General features: G+C 35.6%; 19 protein-coding genes. 15 read left to right on the plus strand and 4 right to left on the minus strand.

The window, feature by feature from the left end; translation table 11 throughout:
- Nucleotides 1-22 precede the first annotated feature (22 nt).
- The 13 genes from BGO84_RS03555 (at nt 23) to BGO84_RS03615 (ending at nt 11,940) form a co-directional block, all read left to right on the plus strand.
- Nucleotides 23-430: a heavy-metal-associated domain-containing protein gene (locus tag BGO84_RS03555; protein WP_291027704.1), complete on the plus strand. Its 408-nt coding sequence runs from the start codon at nt 23-25 to the stop codon at nt 428-430.
- 86 nt (nt 431-516) lie between these two features.
- Entirely contained in the window at nt 517-765 is a 249-nt protein-coding gene (locus BGO84_RS03560; RefSeq protein WP_291027706.1) for a hypothetical protein, read from the plus strand.
- A gap of 37 nt (nt 766-802) precedes the next feature.
- Nucleotides 803-1,261 (plus strand): MarR family transcriptional regulator, encoded by a 459-nt coding sequence (locus tag BGO84_RS03565; RefSeq protein ID WP_291027708.1) that lies wholly within the window; start codon nt 803-805, stop codon nt 1,259-1,261.
- Between the two features lie 588 nt (nt 1,262-1,849).
- Nucleotides 1,850-3,241 carry a TolC family protein gene (locus tag BGO84_RS03570; RefSeq protein ID WP_291027710.1) on the plus strand — a complete coding sequence of 464 codons (1,392 nt, stop codon included), beginning with the start codon at nt 1,850-1,852 and terminating at the stop codon, nt 3,239-3,241.
- A 3-nt stretch (nt 3,242-3,244) separates the two neighbouring features.
- Nucleotides 3,245-6,394, plus strand: coding sequence for an efflux RND transporter permease subunit (locus BGO84_RS03575; protein WP_291027712.1), 3,150 nt, complete (start codon nt 3,245-3,247; stop codon nt 6,392-6,394).
- 12 nt (nt 6,395-6,406) lie between these two features.
- The gene (locus tag BGO84_RS03580; protein WP_291027714.1) at nt 6,407-7,507 is read left to right on the plus strand and encodes an efflux RND transporter periplasmic adaptor subunit; all 1,101 of its coding nucleotides are present in this window, start codon (nt 6,407-6,409) and stop codon (nt 7,505-7,507) included.
- A gap of 74 nt (nt 7,508-7,581) precedes the next feature.
- On the plus strand, nt 7,582-7,953 hold the full coding sequence (locus BGO84_RS03585) for a hypothetical protein (protein ID WP_291027715.1): 372 nt from the start codon (nt 7,582-7,584) through the stop codon (nt 7,951-7,953).
- 11 nt (nt 7,954-7,964) lie between these two features.
- Nucleotides 7,965-8,447 (plus strand): GNAT family N-acetyltransferase, encoded by a 483-nt coding sequence (locus BGO84_RS03590; RefSeq protein WP_291027717.1) that lies wholly within the window; start codon nt 7,965-7,967, stop codon nt 8,445-8,447.
- Nucleotides 8,444-9,202, plus strand: a complete 759-nt coding sequence (locus BGO84_RS03595; RefSeq protein ID WP_291027719.1) for a metallophosphoesterase family protein — start codon at nt 8,444-8,446, stop codon at nt 9,200-9,202. The genes BGO84_RS03590 and BGO84_RS03595 overlap by 4 nt, the downstream gene beginning before the upstream one ends.
- A gap of 79 nt (nt 9,203-9,281) precedes the next feature.
- The gene (locus tag BGO84_RS03600; RefSeq protein WP_291027721.1) at nt 9,282-10,130 is read left to right on the plus strand and encodes an RteC domain-containing protein; all 849 of its coding nucleotides are present in this window, start codon (nt 9,282-9,284) and stop codon (nt 10,128-10,130) included.
- Nucleotides 10,131-10,402: 272 nt separating this feature from the next.
- Nucleotides 10,403-10,936: a dihydrofolate reductase family protein gene (locus BGO84_RS03605; RefSeq protein ID WP_291027723.1), complete on the plus strand. Its 534-nt coding sequence runs from the start codon at nt 10,403-10,405 to the stop codon at nt 10,934-10,936.
- A gap of 283 nt (nt 10,937-11,219) precedes the next feature.
- Nucleotides 11,220-11,582: a helix-turn-helix domain-containing protein gene (locus BGO84_RS03610; RefSeq protein WP_291027725.1), complete on the plus strand. Its 363-nt coding sequence runs from the start codon at nt 11,220-11,222 to the stop codon at nt 11,580-11,582.
- Between the two features lie 4 nt (nt 11,583-11,586).
- Nucleotides 11,587-11,940 carry a helix-turn-helix domain-containing protein gene (locus BGO84_RS03615; protein ID WP_291027727.1) on the plus strand — a complete coding sequence of 118 codons (354 nt, stop codon included), beginning with the start codon at nt 11,587-11,589 and terminating at the stop codon, nt 11,938-11,940.
- 74 nt (nt 11,941-12,014) lie between these two features.
- Here BGO84_RS03615 and BGO84_RS03620 read toward each other — a convergent pair whose 3' ends face one another.
- From BGO84_RS03620 to BGO84_RS03630, 3 genes are all read right to left on the minus strand, one after another.
- Complete coding sequence (locus BGO84_RS03620; protein WP_291027729.1) at nt 12,015-17,420, minus strand: helicase-related protein; 5,406 nt, start codon at nt 17,418-17,420, stop codon at nt 12,015-12,017.
- Nucleotides 17,410-17,847: a DUF1896 family protein gene (locus BGO84_RS03625; protein ID WP_291027730.1), complete on the minus strand. Its 438-nt coding sequence runs from the start codon at nt 17,845-17,847 to the stop codon at nt 17,410-17,412. Before BGO84_RS03625 ends, BGO84_RS03620 begins: the two co-directional genes overlap by 11 nt.
- A 210-nt stretch (nt 17,848-18,057) precedes the next feature.
- Nucleotides 18,058-19,449: a DUF3945 domain-containing protein gene (locus BGO84_RS03630; RefSeq protein WP_291027732.1), complete on the minus strand. Its 1,392-nt coding sequence runs from the start codon at nt 19,447-19,449 to the stop codon at nt 18,058-18,060.
- 231 nt (nt 19,450-19,680) lie between these two features.
- Here BGO84_RS03630 and BGO84_RS03635 point away from each other — a divergent pair, with 231 nt between their 5' ends.
- Together BGO84_RS03635 and BGO84_RS03640 are read left to right on the plus strand one after the other, a co-directional pair.
- Nucleotides 19,681-20,757, plus strand: a complete 1,077-nt coding sequence (locus BGO84_RS03635) for a dsDNA nuclease domain-containing protein (protein ID WP_291027734.1) — start codon at nt 19,681-19,683, stop codon at nt 20,755-20,757.
- A 47-nt stretch (nt 20,758-20,804) separates the two neighbouring features.
- A complete protein-coding gene (locus BGO84_RS03640) occupies nt 20,805-22,508 on the plus strand; it encodes a hypothetical protein (RefSeq protein WP_291027736.1) in 1,704 nt (567 codons plus the stop codon).
- 12 nt (nt 22,509-22,520) lie between these two features.
- Here BGO84_RS03640 and mobC read toward each other — a convergent pair whose 3' ends face one another.
- Nucleotides 22,521-24,521 carry a conjugal transfer protein MobC gene (gene mobC, locus BGO84_RS03645; protein ID WP_291027739.1) on the minus strand — a complete coding sequence of 667 codons (2,001 nt, stop codon included), beginning with the start codon at nt 24,519-24,521 and terminating at the stop codon, nt 22,521-22,523.
- Nucleotides 24,522-24,581: the final 60 nt, after the last annotated feature.

The raw sequence follows: 24,581 nt of genomic DNA on the forward strand, positions 1-24,581 counted from the left end.
TAAACAATTAATTTAAAATAAAATGAAACATTTTTTTATAGCATCAATGACTTTCGGTGTAATATTTTTGGCTTCGTGTAATTCCAATGCTTCGACTAAAGAGGGACATAATACATCGGTAATAGAAACTCAGGATTCAAAAACGAATCCTGAATCAGAACTTGCGAGTAGCATTGATCATGCTACCCTCGGAGTACAAGGTGATTGTGAAATATGTAAAGAGCGCATTGAAACAGCCGCTAAAAGTGTAAAAGGTGTTGCTTCTGCCAATTGGGACATAAGTAAGAAGAAAATTGATCTCAGTTTCGACTCTAAACTAACAAATCTTGATTCTATAAGCAAAGCGATAGCTAAAGTGGGACATCGTACTGATAAAGATCCGGCAGATCCAGATGCTTACGAGGCGTTACCTACATGTTGTCAGGTATAAATACTTAGTATAAATTTTATATAACCACTCTAATTTATTTTTCATTAAATATTTATTCAGAGTGGTTGTATTTAAAGGACATGGTTATGAGTAATAAAATTAGAGTAAGTCCGGTAAAAAAGCTGGAACCGACACCTCCAAAACATGTTTTTTTTGATAAATATATATCTATCATTAGTTTGAGCATAGGATCTATTATCGGTCTTTTATTTTGGTATCTCTTAATACGATGTAGTAATGGTTCGTGTGCAAAGCTCAATTATCCTGTTCCGTTCATGGGAATATCAGCATTTATCACATGGTGTATATTTATAGCGATTTTCAAAAAGGGATAATCTTCATCATATTAATTAACAAGAAAATAGCCTCCATATGAATAGTAATAATAGCCCAATAACACTGCCTTACGAATTAGAAAAAACAGTGTTGTTAATTGGAAAAATAATCTTGAGAAATAGAAAAAACATACTAAACCAATTTGGTTTAACTTGTACTCAATTTGAGATATTAGCTGCAATATTTGAGCACTCAAATAAAGGGAAAGAGCTCACTCAGATTCGTTTATCTGACACAGCTCTAATTGATGCAATGACGGTATCTACAGTTTTAAGGTCTTTACAAAAAAAAGGCTTAGTAAAGAGAGATAGAGATGATATAGATACTCGTATTCTCAAAATAACATTTACAACTCAAGGCAAATTATATTTTAATCAAATAATACACGAAATTGACAAGCATAAGATTAGTCTTTACAAAGATTTTGAAAAAAGTCTATTATTGACTCTTCATAAGAAACTAGAACAAAGTTTGCTCAATTGTTATTTTTCGTAATTCTTATAGATTTCTATTTCTTAAAATCGAAATTGAGTATTAATTTTGGTATTGAAATGAAAAGTTTTTTATTAATCATACTCGCTGCATTCTATTTGGTAATATCGATTGGATTTATCAATTATAATGTGTATTGTCAGAATCGATTAATGAAAACCTCTTTAGTTGTGAATAATTTGAATTGTGACAAATGTCCAAATTGTACACAAAAGCAATGTAAGAAAGATGGAAGTTGCTGTAAACACTCAAAAGAGCATTTACAGCTAAAGGTTGACCAGAACCATAACATTTCACATATTGAGATTACACCTCAACAAATTGAGATTCTAAGTATATTTTTATCTGGATATATTACTCCAGATGCGAATACGATCAGCAAAGAAACTTATCCGGTAACAAATGCCCCGCCACTAGGAGCTCAAAATCCAATTCATATTCTTAACTGCACTTACCTTATTTAAACCTATTGCTCAACAATAGGAAGACTTATTGTGTCTTTTTTCTAAAGGCATAATACACTTCATTTTTTTAGTCTTTTCATCTAAAAGACTATTCATTCAATTTATACATTTTCATAAAAAGCAGAATATGAACAAAAAAATAATTGTTCTACTGATGCTGCTTTCGGTATGTAAGATTCTACCTGCTCAAACATCGTTGAGTATGCAGGATGCCTTGCGTATTGCCTCAGGTAATTATCAAAGTATCAAAGCGAAGAGAAATTATCTGCAAGCATCAGAAGCCACAGAACAAGCTAGTAAACGAGAATATCTACCCGACCTGAAATTTTCAGCTCAGCAAAGCTACGGAACTATCAATGCCCAGAACGGACCTATGTATGGTTTTGGAGGACTCGGAGTCGCGTCAACCAGTGTCCCTTTGGCTGAGCAAAACTGGAACGCCGCTTTCGGCTCTCTGTATCTGGCTAATATCAATTGGGATTTTTTTACTTTCGGTCAGATCAGTAATAATATAAATCTGTCCCGTCTGGCAAAAGAAAAAAATAGTTCTGATTTAAAACAGGAAATATTTCAGCATCAGATACGAACCGTGTCAGCTTATCTTAATCTATTAGCTATTCAACGAATGGTATTTGTCCAACAACAAAATGTAGATAGAGCCGAGGTATTCCTCTCAACGGTACAGAGTCTAGCAGACAGTGAATTGAAGCCAAAGGTAGACGCTTCTTTGGCTCAGGCAGAAGTATCGAATGCAAAAATAAGTCTGATAAAAGTTTTGGATAAAGAACTTGAGTTATCGAAAGTATTAGCCGTTCTTTTAGGTATTGAATATACCCAATTTCAATTGGAGGATACTTTCTCAAAATCGTCACCAGCGTTACTTTCTTTAGCATCTGAAGACTCTCAAAATCATCCCTCATTGCTATATAAGCAAGCCATTATAGATCATAGTAATGGACAGATAAAGTTATTGAAATCTCAAAATCTGCCAAGATTTTCTTTATTCGGAGTATTGCAAGGGAGAGGATCGGGTTTTGAATATAATTATGTTCAGGATAATTCAGCCTTCTCCCGAAAGTACACAGACGGAGTTGGAATAGACAGGACTAACTATTTGATTGGTGTCGGTGTAACGTGGAATTTTACATCACTATTCCGTAATCATTCTAAAATAAAAAGCCAAAGATTCACTTCATCAGCATTAGTTGATGAATATAAGTTATTAGAAAGTGAATTAAAAGCCCAATCACTTATGGCAGACGGAAGAATACTTAATGCTTTGGATTATAAAAAAGAATCTCCTATACAAGTAAAAGCTGCCACTGAAGCATATCAACAACATTTAGCTTTGTATAAAAACGGATTAACCACGATTGCAGATCTTACTCAATCTTTTTATAGTCTGAACAGAGCCGAAACGGATAACGAGATTGCAATTATCAACGTTTGGCAAGCTTTATTGTTGAAAGCTTCTTCTGTGGGAGACATCAATTTATTCACTAACGAAATAGATCAATAAAATATGAATTTAATCAGAGCTGCATTACGTAAACCAATAGCGGTATTGGTACTGGTAATGGGGTTGTTATTTTTCGGAATAAAAGCAACCCGTGATGTGCGGGTGGATATTCTTCCCGAAATGAATTTGCCGGTGGTTTACATTGCACACTCATTCGGAGGCTATACTCCTAGCCAGATGGAAGGATATTTCACTAAAATGTACATCAATATGATGCTATTTACCAATGGTATCAAAAACATTGAAACAAAAAATACGCAAGGTCTTACCTTGATGAAGGTGACTTTTTATGAGAATACGGATATGGGGCAGGCAATTGCTGAAATCAGTGCCTTATCCAACAGATCGCAAGTATTCTTACCACCAGGGGCTCCAGCTCCTTTCATTATCCGTTTCGATGCTTCGTCTCAACCTGTAGGACAACTTGTTTTTAAGAGTTCCACTAAAACAAATAATGAATTGCAGGATATTGCCAACTTTACGGCAAGACCTTTTCTTATTGCAATTCCCGGTCTTACGAGTGCACCTCCGTTTGGGGGAAGCCCCCGAACAATTGAGATCAATGTCGATCCTTCGGCATTGCGGGTGCACAATATGTCACCGGATCAAATTGTAGAAGCGATCACCAAGAACAATATTACCGCTCCAGGGGGTAATGTGCAGATTGGAGACATCAATTACCTGACTCCTACAAATAATACTATAAAAGGAGTAAAGGATTTTGAAGATATACCACTATTTAAAGGAGATGTTCAGACCGTATATCTGCGTGATGTAGCAACGGTAAAAGATGGAGCAGATATAACAACAGGATATGCTTTGGTAAACGGAAAACGTTCTGTTTATATCAATATTGCTAAATCGGGAAAAGCCTCTACTTGGGATGTTGTGAAGAACTTGAAAGCTCAGATACCTACAATCCAGAAAAACCTTCCTGATGATGTAACCATTTCTTACGAGTTCGATCAATCAACGTATGTAATCAATGCCGTAAAAAGTTTGATTACCGAAGGAGTAATCGGAGCTTTGCTTACCGGACTGATGGTTTTGTTATTCCTTCGGGACAGACGTTCTGCATTTATTGTCATTCTGACAATACCGATTTCGTTAATATCATCTGTTTTATTTCTGCAATTGTTCGGGCAAACGATTAATATTATGACCTTGTCCGGTCTTGCTCTGGCTGTCGGGATATTGGTAGATGAAAGTACTGTCACGATAGAGAATATACATCGCCACTTAGAGATGGGTAAGAAAAAGGCAACCGCCGTATGGGATGCTTGTAAAGAAATTGCTTTTCCTAAGTTACTTATCATGTTGAGTGTGCTGGCAGCTTTTGTGCCTGCACTCACGATGTCGGGAATACCCGGGGCATTGTTTAAACCTTTGGCTTTAGCTATCAGTTTTGCGATGATAACCTCTTTTCTTCTTTCTCAGACATTTGTGCCTATCCTATCCAACTGGCTGATAAAAGAGAAAGAAATTAAAGAAGAACATAAAGAGGGTGCTTTTGATCGGTTTAGAAACAAGTTTGAGAATTTTATCAGTGGTCTGCTTAATAAGCGAAAGATAATTACATTCGGTTATTTGCTTGCAAGTATTGGCATTGTGGTTTTGTTATTTAATATAATCGGTAGAGATGTACTCCCTTCTGTTAATTCCAGCCAGTTTCAAATGAGAATCAAAGCTCCCGAAGGAACAAGGCTGGATGTAACAGAACAAAAGATACATAAAGTATTAGATGAATTAGACCAAATGATAGGTAAAGATCATATAAAGATCACCTCAGCTTTTGTCGGACAACACCCATCCACATTTGCGGTGAGTCCTATCTATCTATACAATGCAGGACCTCATGAAGCGACACTTCAGGTGGCAATGAATGATAATCATTTAAATCTGGATAACCTGAAAGAAGAAATTCGTAAGCAATTGAAAGAGAAAATGCCTGAATTGCAGATATCTTTTGAGCCAATGGATTTGACCGAAAAAGTGTTGAGCCAGGGAACGAATAACCCGATTGAAGTACGCTTCTCAGGAATGATGAAGAAACGTAACGAAATGTATGCCAATAAGCTTTTGGCAAAGCTCAACGAAATTAATTATTTGCGGGATCAGCAAATACCTCAATCTTTAAATTACCCGACTCTGAATATTGATGTGGACCGTGTGCGTGCAGCTCAACTAGGAGTTGATATGTCTGATATTACCCGTTCAATGGTTGCATCTACATCATCATCCCGTTATACCAATAAGAACTTCTGGATAGGCGGTATGATGAATATGGCCTATGATATTCAGGTACAAGTGCCTATTAATGAAATGTCGAGTGTTGATGATTTATCGAATATTCCGGTATCTAAAGGGAGTGTTCGTCCCATTCTCGGTGATGTTGCTACTATTACACAAGGTAAAGGATACGGGGAAAGTTATAACAAAGGCTCCATGGGATATACTTCTGTTATCGCCAACGTTCATCAAAAAGATTTAGGACGTGCAGCTAAAGATATACAAGCAGCGATTAACTCATTGGGGGAAATGCCTAAAGGATTGAATGTTGAAGTGGCAGGGATGGCTCCGGTATTGACCGATACAATGAATAGTTTGGAAGGAGGATTACTCGTATCCATTGTTGTGATATTTATTATGTTGGCTGCAAATTTCCAATCTTTCAAAGTATCGGCAGTCATATTAACCAGTGTTCCGGCTGTAATTCTGGGAGCATTGAGTATGCTTCTGTTAACAGGCTCAACTCTTAACCTGCAATCTTACATGGGTCTAATCATGTCAATCGGAGTATCTATTGCGAATGCTTTGCTGCTTATATCGAATGCAGAGGATATCCGTAAGCAAACCGGTGATGCTCTAGGGGCAGCTAAGGAGGCAGCGGCTCTGCGTATACGTCCTATTATCATGACAAGTTTAGCGATGACGGCAGGTATGCTCCCAATGGCTATTGGCTTTGGAGAAGGTGGAGATCAAACCTCTCCTCTTGGACGAGCTGTGATTGGTGGTATTATAGCTTCTACTTTTGCCGTATTAGTTATACTTCCTCAGATATATGCCTACATGCAAAATAAAGCATCGATACAATCGGTATCCTTAGATCCGGAAGATGCAGAAAGTAAATACTTTGATAATGAAATTAAATAAGAAATAAGCAGAATGAAAAAGATATATAATATTGTTTTAGCTACAACATTCATCTTACTATTCGGTGCATGCTCAACTAAAGAAAAGAAAGCAGAAGAACCGCAAGCTGGAATGAATATGCCTATGAGCTTAGAGACTGTCAAACTCAATAAATCAAATCCGACAGTACCGGTTCGCCTTCCCGGGGAATTAATTGCAGATCAGGAAGTACAGATTTATGCAAAAGTTGCCAGCTATGTACAAACACTAAAGGTCGATGTAGGCTCTAAGGTTTCGCAAGGTCAAGTATTAATAACTATGGAAGCCCCTGAGATTAATTCTCAACTAGCATCTGCACTGTCGAAGATGAAAGCACAGGAGGCTATTTATATAGCCACGAAAGCAACTTATGACAGAACTATCAAAGCTGCTCAAACAGAAGGGGCTGTTTCGCAAGATGCCATTGATCAAATAACAGCAAAGAAAGACGCTGACGAAGCCCAATACACTGCATCAAAATCTGTTTACCAAGAGATTAAGGCAATGGAGAATTATCTGGTTATACGTGCACCTTTTTCGGGGATTGTAACAGAACGTAATACAGATATAGGTGCTTATGTAGGTCCTGCGGGTAAAGGTTCAGACAGACCATTGTTGGTCGTTCAAAAAGATGCAGCATTAAGGCTTGTATTAGCAATTCCTGAAGCTCATACTCCTTACATTCAAATAGGTGACACCGTGAAATTTTCAGCCAAATCAATTCCTCAGAAAGTATTTACGGGACTTGTTGTCAGAAAAGCAGGTGCTTTGGATTCTAAATTAAGGGCTGAACGTATCGAGATTGATGTGCAAAATCAAGATAACCTTTTATTACCTCGTATGATTGTTGATGCAAACATTACTCTCCAATCTAAAGAACCTACATTCTTTATTTCCAAATCAGCTTTGGTCGATGGAAATATGGGTATATATGTCATGAAAATTGTAGAAGGCAAAACTCAAAAAGTACCTGTTCGGAAAGGACGGACAAACGGAATGACAATAGAGGTATTTGGCAATCTGGAGCCTAATGATGAGATATTATTAAAAGTAAGTGAGGAAACCAAAGAAAACATGTTCATACCTAAAGAATAGGTTTCTTCACTAAGAAGAGTGTTGGTTAGCCAATACCAACACTCTTTGATTATTAATATTAAATAATAGAGATTATGAAAACAGTAGCGATCATTTTTTTAATAACCATAATTCTTAGTTCCTGTAAAGTCAGTAATATTGTAACACCAACAAATGAGGTAGGAACCCTACCCAGAAAGGAAGGAAAACATTATGTACTGGGAGTAAGAGGAGAATGTGAAATGTGTCAGGAAGAAATAGAAAAAGTTGCACGATTTAATGTAAAAGGGGTTTCTTTTGCTTATTGGATACAAAACGATCAAAAGCTGTTAGTGGATTTTGATCCGACAAAAACAAATATAGACTCGATAAGTATTGCTTTAGCCAGATGGGGATATGATACAGAGAGGCATATTGCCGATACTAAGACATACAATGCTTTACCTCATTGTTGCAGATACAGATAATTACTTGAAATATGAATATACGTTTGATAGAAGAAAAAGATAATCAAGCTGTGGCTCGTATAATACGAGCCACTCTGGAAGAATTTGGAGCCAACCAGCCGGGAACTGTATATTATGACCAGAGTATATGGTCTTTGAGTGACATTGTAAACAATGATAAAAGTGCATACTTTGTCATCGAAGAAAATAATAAGATACTAGGTGGTGCAGGTATTTATCCGACTCAAGGTTTACCCGAACATACAGCCGAACTAGTGAAGCTATACACTATCCCTGAAATCAGAGGAAAGGGATATGGCAAGCGATTGATAAATATATGTCTTGATTTTGCCAAACAAGTAGGATATAAGCATATATATATCGAAAGTATGGAAGAACTAAGCATGGCTGTCGGTTTATACGAAAGATTAGGATTTAAATACCTAGATGCTCCTATGGGAGAAAGTGGACATAATTACTGTAAAATATGGATGTTGAAGAATTTAGACGAATGAAGAAAATAGCAATAATAAGTGATATACATGCCAATTTGCCGGCATTAGAAAAAGTTTTAGAGGATATTCATTCTAATTTTAGGGCCGATCAAATTTATTGTCTTGGAGATTTAACCGATGGAGCTCCTTGGACAAACGAAGTTATCGATCTGATTCAAGAATATAATATCCCCACAATTATGGGGAATCATGACGAACGAATAGCTTTCGATTATGAAGTGCATCCTCTCAAAAAACATACATTAGAAGAACAACTTGCTCGTGCAGAAACTATACGGCAAACAAAGGAAACAATATCTGAAACCAATAGTGAATACTTATCAGAGTTAAAACCTAATATCAGATTTAGTTATGCAGATATATCTTTTCTGCTTGTGCATGGCAGTCCTAAGAGCAACGAAGAATATATCTACGAAAATCATGATACAGAATCTATAATAAGTATGTTTGAATCGAATCAAGCGGATGTTATTGTTTCTGGACATACGCACTTGTCTTTTATAAAGGAAGTTTATTGCAATGATTTACCTAAATTGTTCATCAACGCAGGATCGATTGGTCGCAGTAAAGAGCCGAATGGAGGAAAAGCCGTTTATTTACAATTGACAATAAATGAAGACGGGCCCACATTTGACGAAAAGGTAAAGCTCACTCTTCGGAAAATTGATTATGATATACGCAAAACGATAAATGGCATAAAGAATAGTTCTACTCCAGACTTTTATGCCAACTTTTTATTGAAGTCTATTCGTTAAAGGTTAGCACAAATGCAAATAAGTGTTTCTAGTTTTTAAGCTCTGAATAAGAATTATTACGCAAATCTAATACAATACTATGGAACAGTTTATTCGTCAAATAAAGGAAAACATTAATAAAAAGATTCAATTTATAGAATTAGAAGAGAGTAATATTTTTCAAAAATCAATTAGTATTATTTCTTTATTAGAAACAGCTTTTGATGAATTGAAAGAATTCGTTTCAAATTATACCTTTCAAAATCAACTCGACGAGATTACTTTCTTTAAAGAAACAAAGCCTCAACTTTTCAGTATTCTAATTTACCATAGAAAGATGTATAATCTGGAAATGAGAATGCCAACAGGTAGTTACATTGATAGAAAGAATTATTTAGAAAGTATATTAGGACGAATAAAGTATTTCTTCGATAATAATGCAGACTTCTATCAGTATTATCGTTCAGGAAGTACCCACCTTGATAAATATTACTTTCTTAGAGGTAAGCCGGACATTCAGTTAATACAGGATTGCTTCTACTTTGAAAGGGACTCTAAGTTCTCTACAAGCTTTGATTTTAAAGTTGCAAAGATGATTGCCAATGAGAGATTAACAGTTTATATAAATAATAAGCTTTTAAACATAGATAATCTCGAACGGAATATTCCAGAAACATTTAGTTTTCCAAAAGCGAAGCTTACATGGACAGCAAAGAAAGCAGAACTTGTTGAACAGATTTACGCATGGGATAATGTGGGTTGTTTCAATAATGGCAATACTAACATCAAAGAGCTTGCTGAATATATTGAGATAGTCTTCAATATCAATTTGGGAGATTTCTATCACACATTTCTTGAAATCCGGGAACGCAAAGGTAGCCGCACCTTGTTTTTAGATAAAATGATTAAGCTTCTCGAAGAAAGAATGGATGGATTAGACAATAAATGAATCGAAATAATAACTTATATTTGTATGAATAAAAAGAAAAACAGGAGTATTCATAATACTTCTTGATATATATAACATAACGTTCACGTAAACGTCTCATCACGAAAACTGGTAATTTTAGAAGAACGAGACGAAATGTGCAATGTTCATGCTATACGAAAGTATGGTGTGGACATGCCTGTTTCGTTCTTCGGGTATACCAGTACCTCGTGATGGAGCAGTGCATGCTCCACACTTCTTTTTTGTATATTGCACATCTAAATATTATATCTATGCGAAAAATCAGATTATATATTGCAGCATCTATCGATGGATATATTGCTAATATAGACGGAGGTTTAGACTGGCTCTCAGCATATCCAATTACACTTAAATTGGGCTATGGCTATAATGAATTCTTCGATTCAGTAGATAGTGTCATCATGGGAGGTAGAACTTATCGGGATATTCTTAATATGGATGTAATCTATCCATACAAGGATAAAATATCATATATAATTACAAGAAATAAGATGAACAATCCGAAAGAGAATATTCATTTTATTTCGGATAATATTATAGAAACTCTATCAGAGAAAAAAAAACAGGAAGGCAAAGACATCTGGCTTGTGGGTGGAGGTGAAATTATTTCGATGTTTCTTGATAATGATTTAATAGATGAAATGACAATTACAATCATACCGATCATGCTTGGAGCAGAAATTCCTTTATTTCCCAATACAGCTAAAGAATCGACTTGGAAGCTACACAACACCCATACATACAGCAATAATGTATTACAAGTTGAATACCATCGAAATATTTAGCCTTAAATGCGATAAAAATAAAATCCAATTTACCCAAGTTTATCCCAAGCTTGGGTATTTATTTTTCCATACATTTCCACATGTAATAGAGCTAAAAATAGTCTTCAAAGCCCCATGTTTCTTCATTAAAATTTCACACCACAGATTCTCATCTTAGTAAATCAAAATAATTAGAAAAAGGATACTATCTATTAGTAAATTAGATATTTATCTATAAATAGTCATCCCAACTTGGGCTTTTGAAACTTCTAAATATCAGACCTTTGCTTCAAACAAATATGATATGGAAGTTATAACAATAGATTCAGAAGCATTTAAAGAGTTAATCAGAAAGATTGATTCGATTACCGACTACATCCGAAATAATGACACGTCCAGTATATCTAAAGAATTAGATGAAGTATGGGTTGATAGTTATGAAGTATGCACTTTCCTTCGGATAAGCGAACGCACTTTGCAACGTCTTCGCTCCAATCAACTTATCTCATATTCTATCCTGTCAGGGAAAACCTATTATACCATAGGAGAAATAAAGCGTATTCTAGAGGAACGCTTGGTTAAAACAGGAGAAGAAGCACTATCTGATTTGATCACTAACCATCAACAGTATATTGAACGCAGGAAAAGAAATAAGCCTAAAAAATAAAGTTATGATGATAGACGACGAAATATTCGAGTCCAACATAAAAGGGCTAGCCAGACTTCTCAAACGTATTGATGAAAAAGTTGATAAGCTACTGGTTTCTGAGAACAGTGGTGTATTGGGAGAGCGTTTACTTGATAATCAGGATTTATGTCTGTTCCTTAAAATCACCCCACGTACTTTACAACGCTATCGCAATTTAGGATTACTCCCTTTCAAAACAATCTGTAAACGGAACTACTATAGGGAATCTGATGTAAAAGTATTTGTCGATCAATATTTCGGAGGAAAGGATAAACCTACAGATAAAGATAAATGGCAGAAGAAAAGCAGTTCAAAAAACAAAGACAATATCCAATAGCAGATCATTAAAATTCTTTTCTATTAGCCTTTTTAGAGTTTCTTCGTTGTGAAACGCAGAAACTCTTTTTATTGTTACAATCTCATTCCTCTATATTCAGAATTCTCATCCTTATTTTTCTTATTCTCTGAAATACTAACATTTCCATTATCAGGCCTGCCTAATAATATCCGATCCCTGTTTGCATCAATAATCTCCTTAATACTCATTGGTTGTCCAGAACGTACATCACTTACAGAATCAACAGACTGTACAGAAACAACTTTTTGAACTTCTTTCGGTTCATCTTTGGTTGTCAGAGTAAGCTGAATCTGCCGATCCAAAGCGACCAATTCTGTTTTCAGCTCTTTTAATTGTGGCTCTTTCTTGAAAGAAGAATCAATAACTTCTTTAAGTATTGGGAGATCCTTAGATAGCTTTTCATTGTCGGTCTGGTATTTCTCAATCAACTTAGGAATACGTTCCAAAGCATTCAGGAAATTCATAGCGGCTAGTTTGGAATCAGCAGCAATATGCCCATTGTTGTAGTTGTACTTTATTCCACCCTCCCCTTCTATAAGGAACCGATTATCTTTGAAAATAGAGCCTTCCTTTTGACTATCCTCGGTCTTTACAAGAAGCTTGAAATCATAGAGTGTTCCAATGGTAAAATACTCGTTATTAGTACGGGCATTATCCGATAAGTGATTTAACTTTTCTCCGATAATTTTCAGATCAGATGAATTTATCCCTTCCAATTTTACAGGATTCAGTTTATTTCCTTCCTTATCTGTTTGAACACGATTGCTGAACGCATCCCAATCTTTTGTCATGCGGTTTATCATCTGTGTATTCCCGTCAATGGTTCGGGTACTATCTTCATATTTAAATGTGGCTGAAGATTTACTTTTGACAAATGCTTTCTTCTCACTTTCCAAAGCATTGATCTTTTTCTCCAGCTTGGCTTTTTCCAACAAATCGGTATTACCTGAAAGAATTGCTACATACTCCGAAAAATTCATGCCTGCACTTTCATCCATACTGCCTTCATCAATGGTGCGACTACCCAGACTATTATTCTTTAGCTGATTGATAAATGTCTGCTTATTCTGTAACAGATTGAACTTATAGGAATCAAGGCTTTTCTCGACTGCATAGATAACTACATCCACTTTGTTATCTGCATATAGTTTAGCGATCTCATTCCCTTTTCGGATAGCACGCCCGTCCCGTTGTTGCAGATCTGATGGCCTCCAAGGTGTATCCAGATGATGAATAGCAACAGCTCTTTGTTGAGCGTTCACTCCTGTGCCCAACATAGAAGTAGAACCAAACAATACTCGGATACGCCCTTCATTCATCCCCTCGATCATTGCTTTACGGGCATTATCTGTCTTTGCTTCCTGAATAAAACGTATCTCATGTGCCGGAATACCATGATCCTCTACCAGCTTTCGCTTAATCTCCGAATAAGGATTCCATTCATTGGGTTTATATGTCCCTAAGTCAGAGAATACAAATTGGGTTCCTTTATTGGATTCATATTTATTGTAATATTCGGCTATCTTAGCTGCACAATGCGATGCTTTATTATCAATATGGTCTCCATATGCCTGATTAATCATCCGCATATCCAATGACATTTTACGGGCATAGTCAGTTGCAATCAGCATTTTTGCCTTATCTTCTTTCTCTGTCAGTGGAGCACGACCGAGCAATGTAGCATCTCCGGTTTTGGCAAATTCCATTAGTTTTTGAATAAATATTTCCTGCTGTGGTGTTGGCGGAATATTGTACAGTATCTCATTCTTTTCGGGACGATCTATACCAATATCCTTTGCTGTACGAAAATCAGTTATCTCCGCATAAAAGTTCGCCAGTTCTGGGACTTTAATAAAATAACGGAAACGTTCTTTCTGTACAATCTGGTTGGTAACCGAGAATTCATAATCGGTTGTTTTCTTTGCATAGATTGCTGCCCATGCATCAAAAGAATTGATACCCTGATTCTCCAATTCTTTCGGACGAAGGTATTTGAATAACAGATATAATTCTGTCAGGGAGTTAGATATGGTTGTCCCCGAAAGAAATGTTGCTCCTAAGTCCTTACCTGTACGTTCTTGTATGGTGCGAACGGCAAAGAGCATATTCAAAGCTCGCTGGCTTCCTTCAGGATTACCTAAGCCTGCAACACGATCATGTCGAGTGGTAAAAGTCAGGTTCTTAAATTGATGAGATTCGTCTACAAACAAATGGTCGATTCCCATCATTTTGAAATCTACCACATCATCTGTCCGGTTCTTTATCGTATCGGCAAGCACACTCAGCTTTACCTCCAGATTCTGTTTCCTTATTTCCAATCCCCGTAACATGCGTTTGGAAGCGGATTTACCTTCAATCTGTTCGATAACACGAAGATTCTCTTCGACCGAATCCAGTTCTGCCCGAAATATCTGTTGCTGCATTTCAGGAGATTGGGGTAGCTTTCCGAATTGGTCGTGTGTTAATATAACAGCATCCCAGTTGTTGTTCTTTATATCATTGAAGATCTTTACCCGTTTACTTGGTGTAAAGTCTTCCTTTCCCGGATAGAGAATTTTAGCATTCGGGTATGCTGTTCTAAAGGTATGAGCTATTTCGTGTACATTGGCTTTCAATCCTAATATCATCGGCTTGTTAGTTAAACCAAGCCGTTTCATTTCATAGGCTGCAATACACATAATAAGCGTCTTTCCGCCACCGACTTCGTGATCAGCTATGCCTCCTCCTATCAGTTTCTGCATCCAGATACAGTCTTTCTGACTCGGATATAAATCGACAATACCCAATGCTTTCAGGTCAAGATCAGGGAATGTCTGATGTGAACCATCGTATTCAGGACGGACATAACAGTTGAATTTTTTATTATATAAATCTGCTAACTTATTTTGAAATTCGGGGGATTGTTCGTTGAGCCAGTCGGTAAAGCCATTCCGGATTTCGTCTATTTTGGAATTTGCTAATTGGATTGCTTCCGGGTCTGCGACTTTTACACTTTTACGTTCCCCGTTCTCATCCAAAACTTCAATTGTCTTGGTAATATTCGGAGTTGTATTAAGTAATGCATGCTTCATCAGATGAATCCCTGTAAAAAGCTGCTTTTCACTTTGTACAGCAAACTTTTCATTAATGATCAGGTTGCTTCGTTCGGAATTGACAGTAAAATCATCACGAGAGGCATAATATTCAATATTCACATTGGTTTCAAAGAGTGTACCGGCATAATCCCGATAGGTTTGCATCGGGATCCAGCGTTCTCCGAAATTAAAATCTAGTTCAGCATAGCGGATCGGTTGCGGAATGGATTCTTCTAATACTTTAAGGGCGGTTTGTGATGCCGGATCATTCGGATGATTAGTGAGATAGTTTTTGACTTGCTCTGCTTTTTCAATCACATTTCCTGAAATAAATTTATCCCGGATCTCAAATTTTTGGATCATCGGGTTGAAATAGATTTGTCCTTCCAGTTCCTTTAATACCTCTTCCTGTTTTTTATTATCCAGTAGTGAGAGCATGTAATCCATGTGAATCTCACCATATTTGTTTAATGATGCGACTAAAGCTTCTCGGGAAGTTTCTGCGTGTTTTACCTCATCAGGATTAAAACTTACAGGTCTCTGAAATATATCCGCCTTTTGCAATCTTCCGTCTATCCTGCGTTCTAATGCAAGAATCGCTGTTCCGGAAGCATCCATCTTGATTATATCCAGATTCTTCTTATCATTCAGATTCCCATAGAGCCTGAAAAAAGAATTGTAAGAGATATTCAGACCTTTTCGTAAATCAGGTTCTTCAATTAGGTTCTTGGCTTCATAATCGTACAATTTATGATATGCATCCCGTAATTGAATATATCTGTCAACCTTTGACTGTTGTGTTGTCGACAGATCTAAAGGCTGAAACATGGCATCTGTCCTGTAACGTTCTTTCAGATAGCCGATCTGCCCGTCATTTTTGACTAATGAGCCTTGTTTATGATATTCTTCCAATATGCCGGAGAATGGTCGAAGTTCCATCGGTAGCTTTGGTTTCTCTTCCCTGATAACTTGTTTGGGGGTGGGTTCAGGCTTTTGTCTCTCATTGGAGGAAAACAAACTTAACTGTACAGGTTTTTGATTGGATTGAGGTGTGCGTTTTCTTTTGTTCGGTTTAATCTGTGTACGCTCGGCTTCTGTAAACCCAAACAAATCATATAATGACATGGTTGGTTGTGATACATTCAGCTCAATAACTTTCGCTTTTTCTTCTACCGATTGTGATTTGTTATTTAATGCAGATGTACTTTGAACAGCTTTTTGGCTTTGTGTTGAATATTTATAGTATAAGTTCAAATCGAGATTCAGTTTAAAATCTGTATTCAACATTTGCTTTAAATCAGAAGAAATAGCTTCTATTCCTCCTTCATGTAAGAATACCTGTGCCGGCTTTCCATAAGGATCGGTATCTGTAAATCCTTTGGTATGGACTATTCGTTGCAGGTTCTCAAAGCTGCTGTTTATTGTTATGCTGGGTGAAAGCTCATAGGTTGTCAGGAACTTTTTCTCCTGACGGGTTAGTTCTTGCTTTTGTGTATTCTTTTGCAGAACGATTAAGTCACTGCCGACTTCTGTTCCTGCATTTTCTATAAAGAGATTATTCGGTAAACGGATAGCTGATATCAGATTCGTATTATTCATCAGCCATTGGCGAACGGCCTGGTTATTGGGTGAGTTTAATACTCCCTGAGAGGTAATAAATGCCATCAATCCTCCTTCACGCAATGTTTCAACTCCTTTCAGAAAGAAATAATTGTGAATGGCCCGAGTAGAATCCCTATGCAGTTTATCTGTTTTCATAAATTCTGCATCGAATACACTCATCTCACCAAAAGGGATATTGGAGGTAACTACATCGAAATGATTATCATATCGGCTTTCTATCGTTTCAAAACCATCTACAATAACTTTATCATCAGGATTGATAAAGGAAAGGATTTTACCTGTTAACAGATCCTTTTCAAAATTGACAATATCAGCTTTGAGGTAGCGGAAAGAAAAAGCAGAGGAAAAACCACCCATGCCTGCTGATGGATCTAACAGGGTATTTATCTGTACATCGTTATCACTGAATGTATCGGCTAGAGCCTGAACAACTAAAGGCGGAGTATAGAAAGCTGTCAGTACCGAGTTCTTTATACTATTGATATATTGCTTATACTCTATAGTAGAATCGGTATTATCCCTTATTACTCTATGCAGCTCGGCAACCATTGGGAATAACTCTAATTCAGATTTTGCCCATGATGCTGTATCTGCCAGGCTATTGACAGGATTAAGTACACATTTAAGTCCTCCGAATCCGGTATATTCCATTAATATGTCCTGTTCAATTTCGGTAGCCGGGCGTTGTTCTTTTTCAAGGGTGAAGACAACCTTGATTGCATCGATATTGGCTCTGAGATGAGCCTTTTTATTATAGCTCATGTTCATCCTCCCATATATCGATTAATCCAACCAGTTCCGTATAGAGTAGATTGTATTCGGCAGAATACGCAAACTCATCATGCAGGGTATATTCTGTAAAGACTTCTTCACAGAGAGGAAGTAGTAACATCGTTTTCTGAAAGACTTCGCTTTCGGGGATATAGGAAAATTCCTCTAAGAGAATCGTCCGAATGGTATCGAACTTGGAGAACAAAAGCCCTTCATATAAAGCTTTAGAAGCCATTTCTTCGGCTCGGTCGTGAGAATAACCGTCTTTTATAGCATTGGAATAGGCTTCAGCTGCAATATCTGCTCTTGTTTTAATGAATAGGGAATCTCCTGTTTTGTCAGGATGGCTTTCCTGAAGATAGGAATGAAGAAGCAATCCGTAATAGGATAACTCCTGCCGGTTATTTTTAGCTTTCATTGTGATGGAAATTAGTGGAGGCCGGCAGACCGTTTTTAATAATGTAGTATAGGGGATTGCTTATAAAAGCAGAACGGCTCCCGGGTTTTCCTTTCCCCGAGAGCCTCCACTAATTTCTCAAAGTTACAAGCTGGCCAAAGTACCTCCCGATACAAAGCAGCCTATGAAGTAAAGTTGTAGAAATCAGTGGTAAATATAGGGATTTATATGTTATCTTCTTATTCCCCGGGATTGTTGCTGAGACTCTTCCTGTCCCTGCTTATTCTCCTGCTTTTCTTTCTGTTTTTCAGTCGGTGTGGTTTGCCCTTGTTCCAAAGGCTCTTTTACTTTCTTGGTAGCTTCATTGGTTTTCCCTTCCGAATTAACGGCAACCTGAACCTTGTGCCGGTCATCAGGTTTAACAGTTCCTTGTTCCAATGCTTTTTTGTAATCGGTAGCAAACATGAAGTCGGTTTTACCCGTTTCGGGTTTCCATGTAATGTAGCCATTGTAGTTTTTCCCGTTGCGATCAGTTAGCCCACTGACATAAACGGTTTTTCCTTCATTCAGGCTCATCTGCTGATCTTCGGTCAGTTCTTTCTTGCGGAAAGACTTTGGAGCTTCTTGCTGGCTTTCGGATTGGTGTTGGGACTGGCTTTGCTTGGGATTATTCCCAAAATGTATTTCAAGTCCTCTTCTGTCTGCATTAATCTGAACAGTACCATTGAACAAGGTGTCTTTCTTGGATTTCATATCTTCTAAGTACACGCCTTTCCCTTCTGCCAGATCTTTCTTCTGTTCCTCACTTAATTTGATACCTTTAAATTCATCCGGTATTTTTATCCTGTCGGCTCGAAGGGCTACCAGTTCATTGGTCAATTTATCGATAGAGACAAAAGCATTCATCTTCATGCCTTCTTTGGGTTCAATCTCGATCAGTCTTCCGGCATTACTTGTCTGACGAAGATTCTCTTTATCTTCTTTTGTGAATGTTGCTCCCATAAAGGGATAATTGAGTTCGGGTGCATTACGTATATTGTGAATACGAAGTCTAAGATTACCCTCTGCATCTTCCCTGAAAGACAGTCGGGCATCGGAATAGACAGCTTCTCCCAAAGCCTCGGTTTTGATGGTAAGCAATACAGGGGATTTTTGCCAGTTCAGCATCGGCACTAAACTACCTGATCTCTCTAATTTTTCTTTGGTTATACCTAAGTCGGCTAATTGATCCCAGTTAATACGGGATTCATCCAACGCCTGGTATTCTTTTGGTGCGAAAGCTTCGGGTAATATCTTGTAGGCATCTAATGCTTCTTTATTGGATGGATTATCGGGGTCTTTCAGCATTTCTTTGAGAACAGGTGTAATACTCTCAAACAACTCTAACGGGATTTTAAAAAAATGGAAATGTGTAGGATCTTTACTCTGGCTCAGAAAGTTTTTGAAGAAGTTTTCTAATACATCGGCATTCTTGTCGATTTTCAGAAAAGCAGGTTCATTCTCTTTGGTTGGCTTAACCGTTTTAGGTGTTCCGTCTTCGTTGATACCGCTGACAACATTTAAGTTATTACTATCTTTTTCTGTGACTAGCAGAATTTCTTGGTCGTTTACTTTTTCATTCATCTTATAAAAAATTAGTGATGCATCAATAGCAATGCTTCACTAATTTAGAATGAAATAATCGGTATATAATTGATTATAAAAGAACTGTCAACTGATGACATCTGGTGTCATCAGTTGTCTGACAAAATATTCGAAAATCGGTTTTTATGTTTTATTCAAAATTACAGACGTTATTAATTCGAAAGTTATATCTTTATAACAGAATCATTTGTATTATATATTGAAGAATACATGACTTTAAAAAATCTATTAATATCAAATACACCTAGAGAGGAATCAGGAAGTGACACTGCAAGAAAATATTCATTCCAAAATGATGTTTCTTTATTCCTTTTAATGAGCCGGTTTCATTCAGATGAAAATAATTATGTATTCTTGTTTGATTTCCACGATGACTTAGCTGTTTTGGATAATAATGAGAATCCATCTGAAATTGATTTTTTTCAAATTAAGAGTAAGGATAGGGGTAATTGGACTACAGCTAATTTAATAAAGAAAGAGAAAAAAGATAATTTATCATTAGTAGGTAAATTATATTTTAATAAAATTAAATTCAGAGAATATGTTCGTTCTTTGAATATTATATCAAATGCAACTTTTAATGTAAAATTAGCTGAACCGAAAAAAAACTCTATTTTATTGGAGAAAATTCTATTATCTAATCTATCAAAAAGCGAAATAACTAAAATTGAAAAGGTTTTAAAAGAAGAATTTAAAATTGAGAATGTTTCTGACTTTAAGGATTTAACAATATTAGAGGTTACTAAGGTTAGCAATAAAGATAGTATGTCTCATTTAGTTGGTTATTTAGGAGAATTAATTCATTCTATAAACCCTAATAGTAATGTAAATTCAGCTTTAGCATATAGACAAATTTCAAATGAGATTAAAAGAAAGGCAGAACAAAAAACATCTAATAAGTCTATTTCTACATTTGAAGAAATAATAGAGATTAAAGGTATCTCAAAATTAGATTTTTTAACCCTACTGAAAAATGCAGGTTTATATAAAAGTACAGAGACTGAGTGGTCTGAAATTGTTCAACTAATAGCACCTCATTTTAATTTTCAAGAAATAAAGAAGTTGAAGTTGGAATGGAATAACTTAGCAGCTAAAGAAATCACATTATCCAATAATTTAGCCTTTCTACAACTTAATAAAAAAATTAGTGAGAAAATAGAAAATATCGAAATGGGAGAGTTAAATTTAAAACAAGTAGTAGATAAAATATATGCAGAAATAGTAAATATAGATCTTTTTGAAGAGTTTTTTGTGAAAGCAATCATTATAAAAAAACTATATGAATAAGAAGAGTAATTATAAGCAGCTAATTAGAAACTTAAGAGAAAGAAAAGATGACAGAGTCGAAAAAATTATATATATCGGAAATAATCCTCATCTCAAGAAAAAAGGAAACAGCACGAAGAATTAAATTTGATCCAGAAAGAACAATAATTACAGGTACAAACCACACAGGAAAATCCTCTCTTCTGAAATCTATATACTGGACATTTGGGGCTGAACCAGTATTTAATAAACGTTTTAAAGAAGATAACATTTTATCTCTTGTCAAATTTGAATTAAATAATGTCCCGTATGAAATTATAAGAGATGGAAAGCAGATAGCTGTTTTTGATTATAACGGAAATTTAATTCATAAAAGTCAATCAATCACTAATGATCTAGCTCCATTTCTTTCAAAGTTATTTAATTTTTATCCTCTTTTTCCTAAGCAGGATGGAACATTCATTATTCCTCCTCCTGCATATTTATTTCTTCCATTTTACATTGATCAAGATAAAAGTTGGTCTAACACATGGATATCTTTCAATAATCTAAATTTAATCAAAGGATATAAAAAATTAGTAATTAATTATCATTCGGGATTTTTACCTAATGAATATTATAATTTAAATAAAGAAAAAGAAACCTTTTTACAAAGGCAGAGTGAGCTAGAGAAAGAATATAATATGACATCTAAGATATTAACTGATATTTCAGAAAAACTCTCAGATGCAACATTCAATATTGATATTAATAAATTCAAAGATGAAATAAAAAAGTTATTAGTTGAGTATGAAATATTAAAAACAAAAGAGGATAAATTAAAGAATGTATTGTTAGATCTACACCATTTAAAAATGATGTATGAGGTTCAAATAGATCTAATCACTAATGCCATATTAGAATCAAATAAAGACCTGTCTTTTGCTACTAATGTTTTAGAAGAACACATTGACTGTCCAATGTGCGGAACACATTTTGAGAATTCTTTTTTAGAAAGATTTGAGATTGCACAAGATGAAGAAAAAAGTAGAGACTTATTGTTAGATATGAAATCTGAGTTAAAGGATATTGAGTCTCGAATATCTAAAGAAGCAGACAAGCTTAATTCAAATACAGTTGAATTATCTAAAATTAATGAATTATTAGAATCTAAACAGGGAAATATAAAACTCAAAGATGTTATAGAAAGTAACGGCAGAAATCAGGTAAAGCAAATCTTTGATGAGAGAAAAAGTGACTTAATATATGAAATTACTGTCATAAAAGAAGAACTAGTTGAATTAGAAAAAAATATAAAGAAATTTAAAGATCGAAAACGGAAACAGGAATTAGATTTGTTTTACAGTTCGAAGATGTCATCTTTCATCAGAAAGCTTGATATTTATACACTTTCTGATGATTCTTACTCTACATTTAATAAACAAATTGATAATTTAGAAACAGGCAGTTCAAAACCAAGAGTATTGATGGCATATTATTTTGCTTTTTTACACCTAATACAGGAATATTCAACAACCTGTTTCTGTCCAATCATTATAGATTCTCCTAATCAACAAGATCAAGACGAATTCCATTTAGATAAAATTTATTCTTTTATTAATGCAAATCAACCAGCCAATTCTCAAATGATTATAGGTGCAGCAGAAGTCTTTGAAAATGAATTAGAAGGGCATAAAATTATATTAACTGAAAAATTTGCTCTTTTAAATGAACAAGAATATCCAGCAGCAATTGCAGAAGTTAGCAATAAATTATTCCTTCTTTATGATTAAAGAACTTATTATTCATTTCTTTACCAGTTTACTCAACTTCGGATCTTTCATAATCCGCTCCATTTCAATCTCAACAATCTGAGCAACATCTTTCTTAATGGTGTAATAATTATTCTCGATAACATCTTTCATTGGTTTATCATATACTTCTTGAAAATCCAAAATAACAGGTATCTGTTTGAACTCTTTCGTTTCAGCAGATACCTTTTCTGTATCTACGACAATCTGAGCATGAAATATCTTCTGTTCGATTCGTTCTTCAAAATTATCAGAAACAGAGCCAACAAATATACCCTGTGTGAGTGTTGAAATTTTAGATGCCGGAATCAAAGCATCTAACTGGGTATTGATTGTAGTAGACTTATCCTGTTTATTGATGGTCATCGATTGTCGTTTCTGTAATACCTTTCCAAATCGATCTGATAAATTCTTAGCAGTGTCACCAACAACTTGTCCCGAGAAAATATTGCCAACTGTATTCATTACAACATCAGCTTCTTCACGTCCATAGTCACGAGTCAACTGTGATATATCCTGAAAGCCCAGACAAACAGCTACTTTGTTGCTTCGGGCGGTTGCTATCAGATTATCCAATCCTCGAAAGTAGATTGTTGGTAACTCATCAATAATAACAGATGATTTCAACAAGCCTTTCTTATTGATTAACTTTACGATACGGCTATTGTATAATCCTAAAGCTGCTCCATAGATGTTTTGCCTATCGGGGTTATTACCAACACATAATATTTTCGGAGCATCGGGATTATTGATATCTAACGTAAAATCATTGCCCGACATCACCCAATAGAGCTGTGGTGAAATCATTCTTGATAATGGTATCTTAGCACTGGCAATCTGTCCCTGTAATTGTTCTTGTGCATTTCCATGCCATGCGTCCATAAAAGGAGAAAGGTAATTTTCTAACTGAGCATACGATGTCAAAATAGGAAATATCTCTTTATAGGGTTTATTCAGAAACTCAATAGCATGAGGAAATGTACAATATTTACCACCATCGTATAATTTCAAATACCAGATAATGGCAGCAAGTAAAATAATTGGAGATTCGACAAAGAAGTCGCCTTGCTTTTGTATCCATGTTTTATTTAAGTTCAACATAATCGTATATGCTGATTCATAAGCATCTGATATATCTGTCATAAATTCAGGTGCAATCGGATTACAACGATGACTATACTCAGGATTATCAAAATTGATAACATAAAATTGAGGATCAACATTATATCTATCTGCATACTGCAACATCTTATTGTAGGCTATTGTAGATAAATCAGGATATTTAAAATCATAACAGTATAAAGCAAAGCCCTTACTAATCTGCTGGTCTATATAATTATTGACTACAGCAAATGACTTACCACTACCGGGAGTTCCTAACACGATCGTTGCCCGAAAAGGATTAACCACATTGATCCAACCCTTGTGTTGCTTTTTCTGATATTGAAATAATGTAGGCAGATTGACCGAATATTCATTTTCCATGAGCTGTGTTTCCTGCATAAAACTTTCGTTCTCCATATTGAAAACATCATCCATTAGATTCGTTTTCAATAATCTGCTCATCCACAATCCACCCATCAGCAACAGAATATAGCCGATTGTCATTATGAATATATACAAGGCTGTGTTGGCTACTAATGGTAGAGGCAAAGCCAATATCCACCAATTGAGAAAGAAAAAGATAAACCCAAAGAACAGGAATACATATATTTTGTTCCAAGTTATTTTTTCCTCTTTTACCCCTTTCGTACCTAAACAGGATAGAGCCAGAAACACCACTGCGAACAGCTTCGTCCAAAGGATATGTGAAAACAATCCTGCTGTATTCTGAAAATTAAGTAGTATTTTATCTACTACACTGCTGTTAATTCCACCATCTAATATTGCTTGGTAACAAAACCAATAAATATGAATAACCACAAATAAAATACTAATGGCTCGCATAAATTCCATTACTTTTGCGAGTCCTCTCAAATCGTCTTCATTTTGCATAATCTATATTTTGAATTCTGATTTCAAAAATAGATTCATTAATGAATGATTTATAAGACA

The organism is Dysgonomonas sp. 37-18, from assembly GCF_001899125.1.
Taxonomy (GTDB): Bacteria; Bacteroidota; Bacteroidia; order Bacteroidales; family Dysgonomonadaceae; genus Dysgonomonas.

Coding starts and splice junctions, on each gene's coding strand:
- BGO84_RS03620 (WP_291027729.1), bottom strand. CDS start 17,420: ATGAGCTATAATAAAAAGGCTCATCTCAGAGCCAATATCGATGCAATC.
- BGO84_RS03625 (WP_291027730.1), bottom strand. CDS start 17,847: ATGAAAGCTAAAAATAACCGGCAGGAGTTATCCTATTACGGATTGCTT.
- BGO84_RS03555 (WP_291027704.1), top strand. CDS start 23: ATGAAACATTTTTTTATAGCATCAATGACTTTCGGTGTAATATTTTTG.
- BGO84_RS03580 (WP_291027714.1), top strand. CDS start 6,407: ATGAAAAAGATATATAATATTGTTTTAGCTACAACATTCATCTTACTA.
- BGO84_RS03615 (WP_291027727.1), top strand. CDS start 11,587: ATGATGATAGACGACGAAATATTCGAGTCCAACATAAAAGGGCTAGCC.
- BGO84_RS03565 (WP_291027708.1), top strand. CDS start 803: ATGAATAGTAATAATAGCCCAATAACACTGCCTTACGAATTAGAAAAA.
- BGO84_RS03605 (WP_291027723.1), top strand. CDS start 10,403: ATGCGAAAAATCAGATTATATATTGCAGCATCTATCGATGGATATATT.
- BGO84_RS03560 (WP_291027706.1), top strand. CDS start 517: ATGAGTAATAAAATTAGAGTAAGTCCGGTAAAAAAGCTGGAACCGACA.
- BGO84_RS03610 (WP_291027725.1), top strand. CDS start 11,220: ATGGAAGTTATAACAATAGATTCAGAAGCATTTAAAGAGTTAATCAGA.
- BGO84_RS03640 (WP_291027736.1), top strand. CDS start 20,805: ATGACAGAGTCGAAAAAATTATATATATCGGAAATAATCCTCATCTCA.
- BGO84_RS03575 (WP_291027712.1), top strand. CDS start 3,245: ATGAATTTAATCAGAGCTGCATTACGTAAACCAATAGCGGTATTGGTA.
- BGO84_RS03600 (WP_291027721.1), top strand. CDS start 9,282: ATGGAACAGTTTATTCGTCAAATAAAGGAAAACATTAATAAAAAGATT.
- BGO84_RS03585 (WP_291027715.1), top strand. CDS start 7,582: ATGAAAACAGTAGCGATCATTTTTTTAATAACCATAATTCTTAGTTCC.
- BGO84_RS03590 (WP_291027717.1), top strand. CDS start 7,965: ATGAATATACGTTTGATAGAAGAAAAAGATAATCAAGCTGTGGCTCGT.
- BGO84_RS03595 (WP_291027719.1), top strand. CDS start 8,444: ATGAAGAAAATAGCAATAATAAGTGATATACATGCCAATTTGCCGGCA.
- BGO84_RS03635 (WP_291027734.1), top strand. CDS start 19,681: ATGACTTTAAAAAATCTATTAATATCAAATACACCTAGAGAGGAATCA.
- BGO84_RS03570 (WP_291027710.1), top strand. CDS start 1,850: ATGAACAAAAAAATAATTGTTCTACTGATGCTGCTTTCGGTATGTAAG.
- mobC (WP_291027739.1), bottom strand. CDS start 24,521: ATGCAAAATGAAGACGATTTGAGAGGACTCGCAAAAGTAATGGAATTT.
- BGO84_RS03630 (WP_291027732.1), bottom strand. CDS start 19,449: ATGAATGAAAAAGTAAACGACCAAGAAATTCTGCTAGTCACAGAAAAA.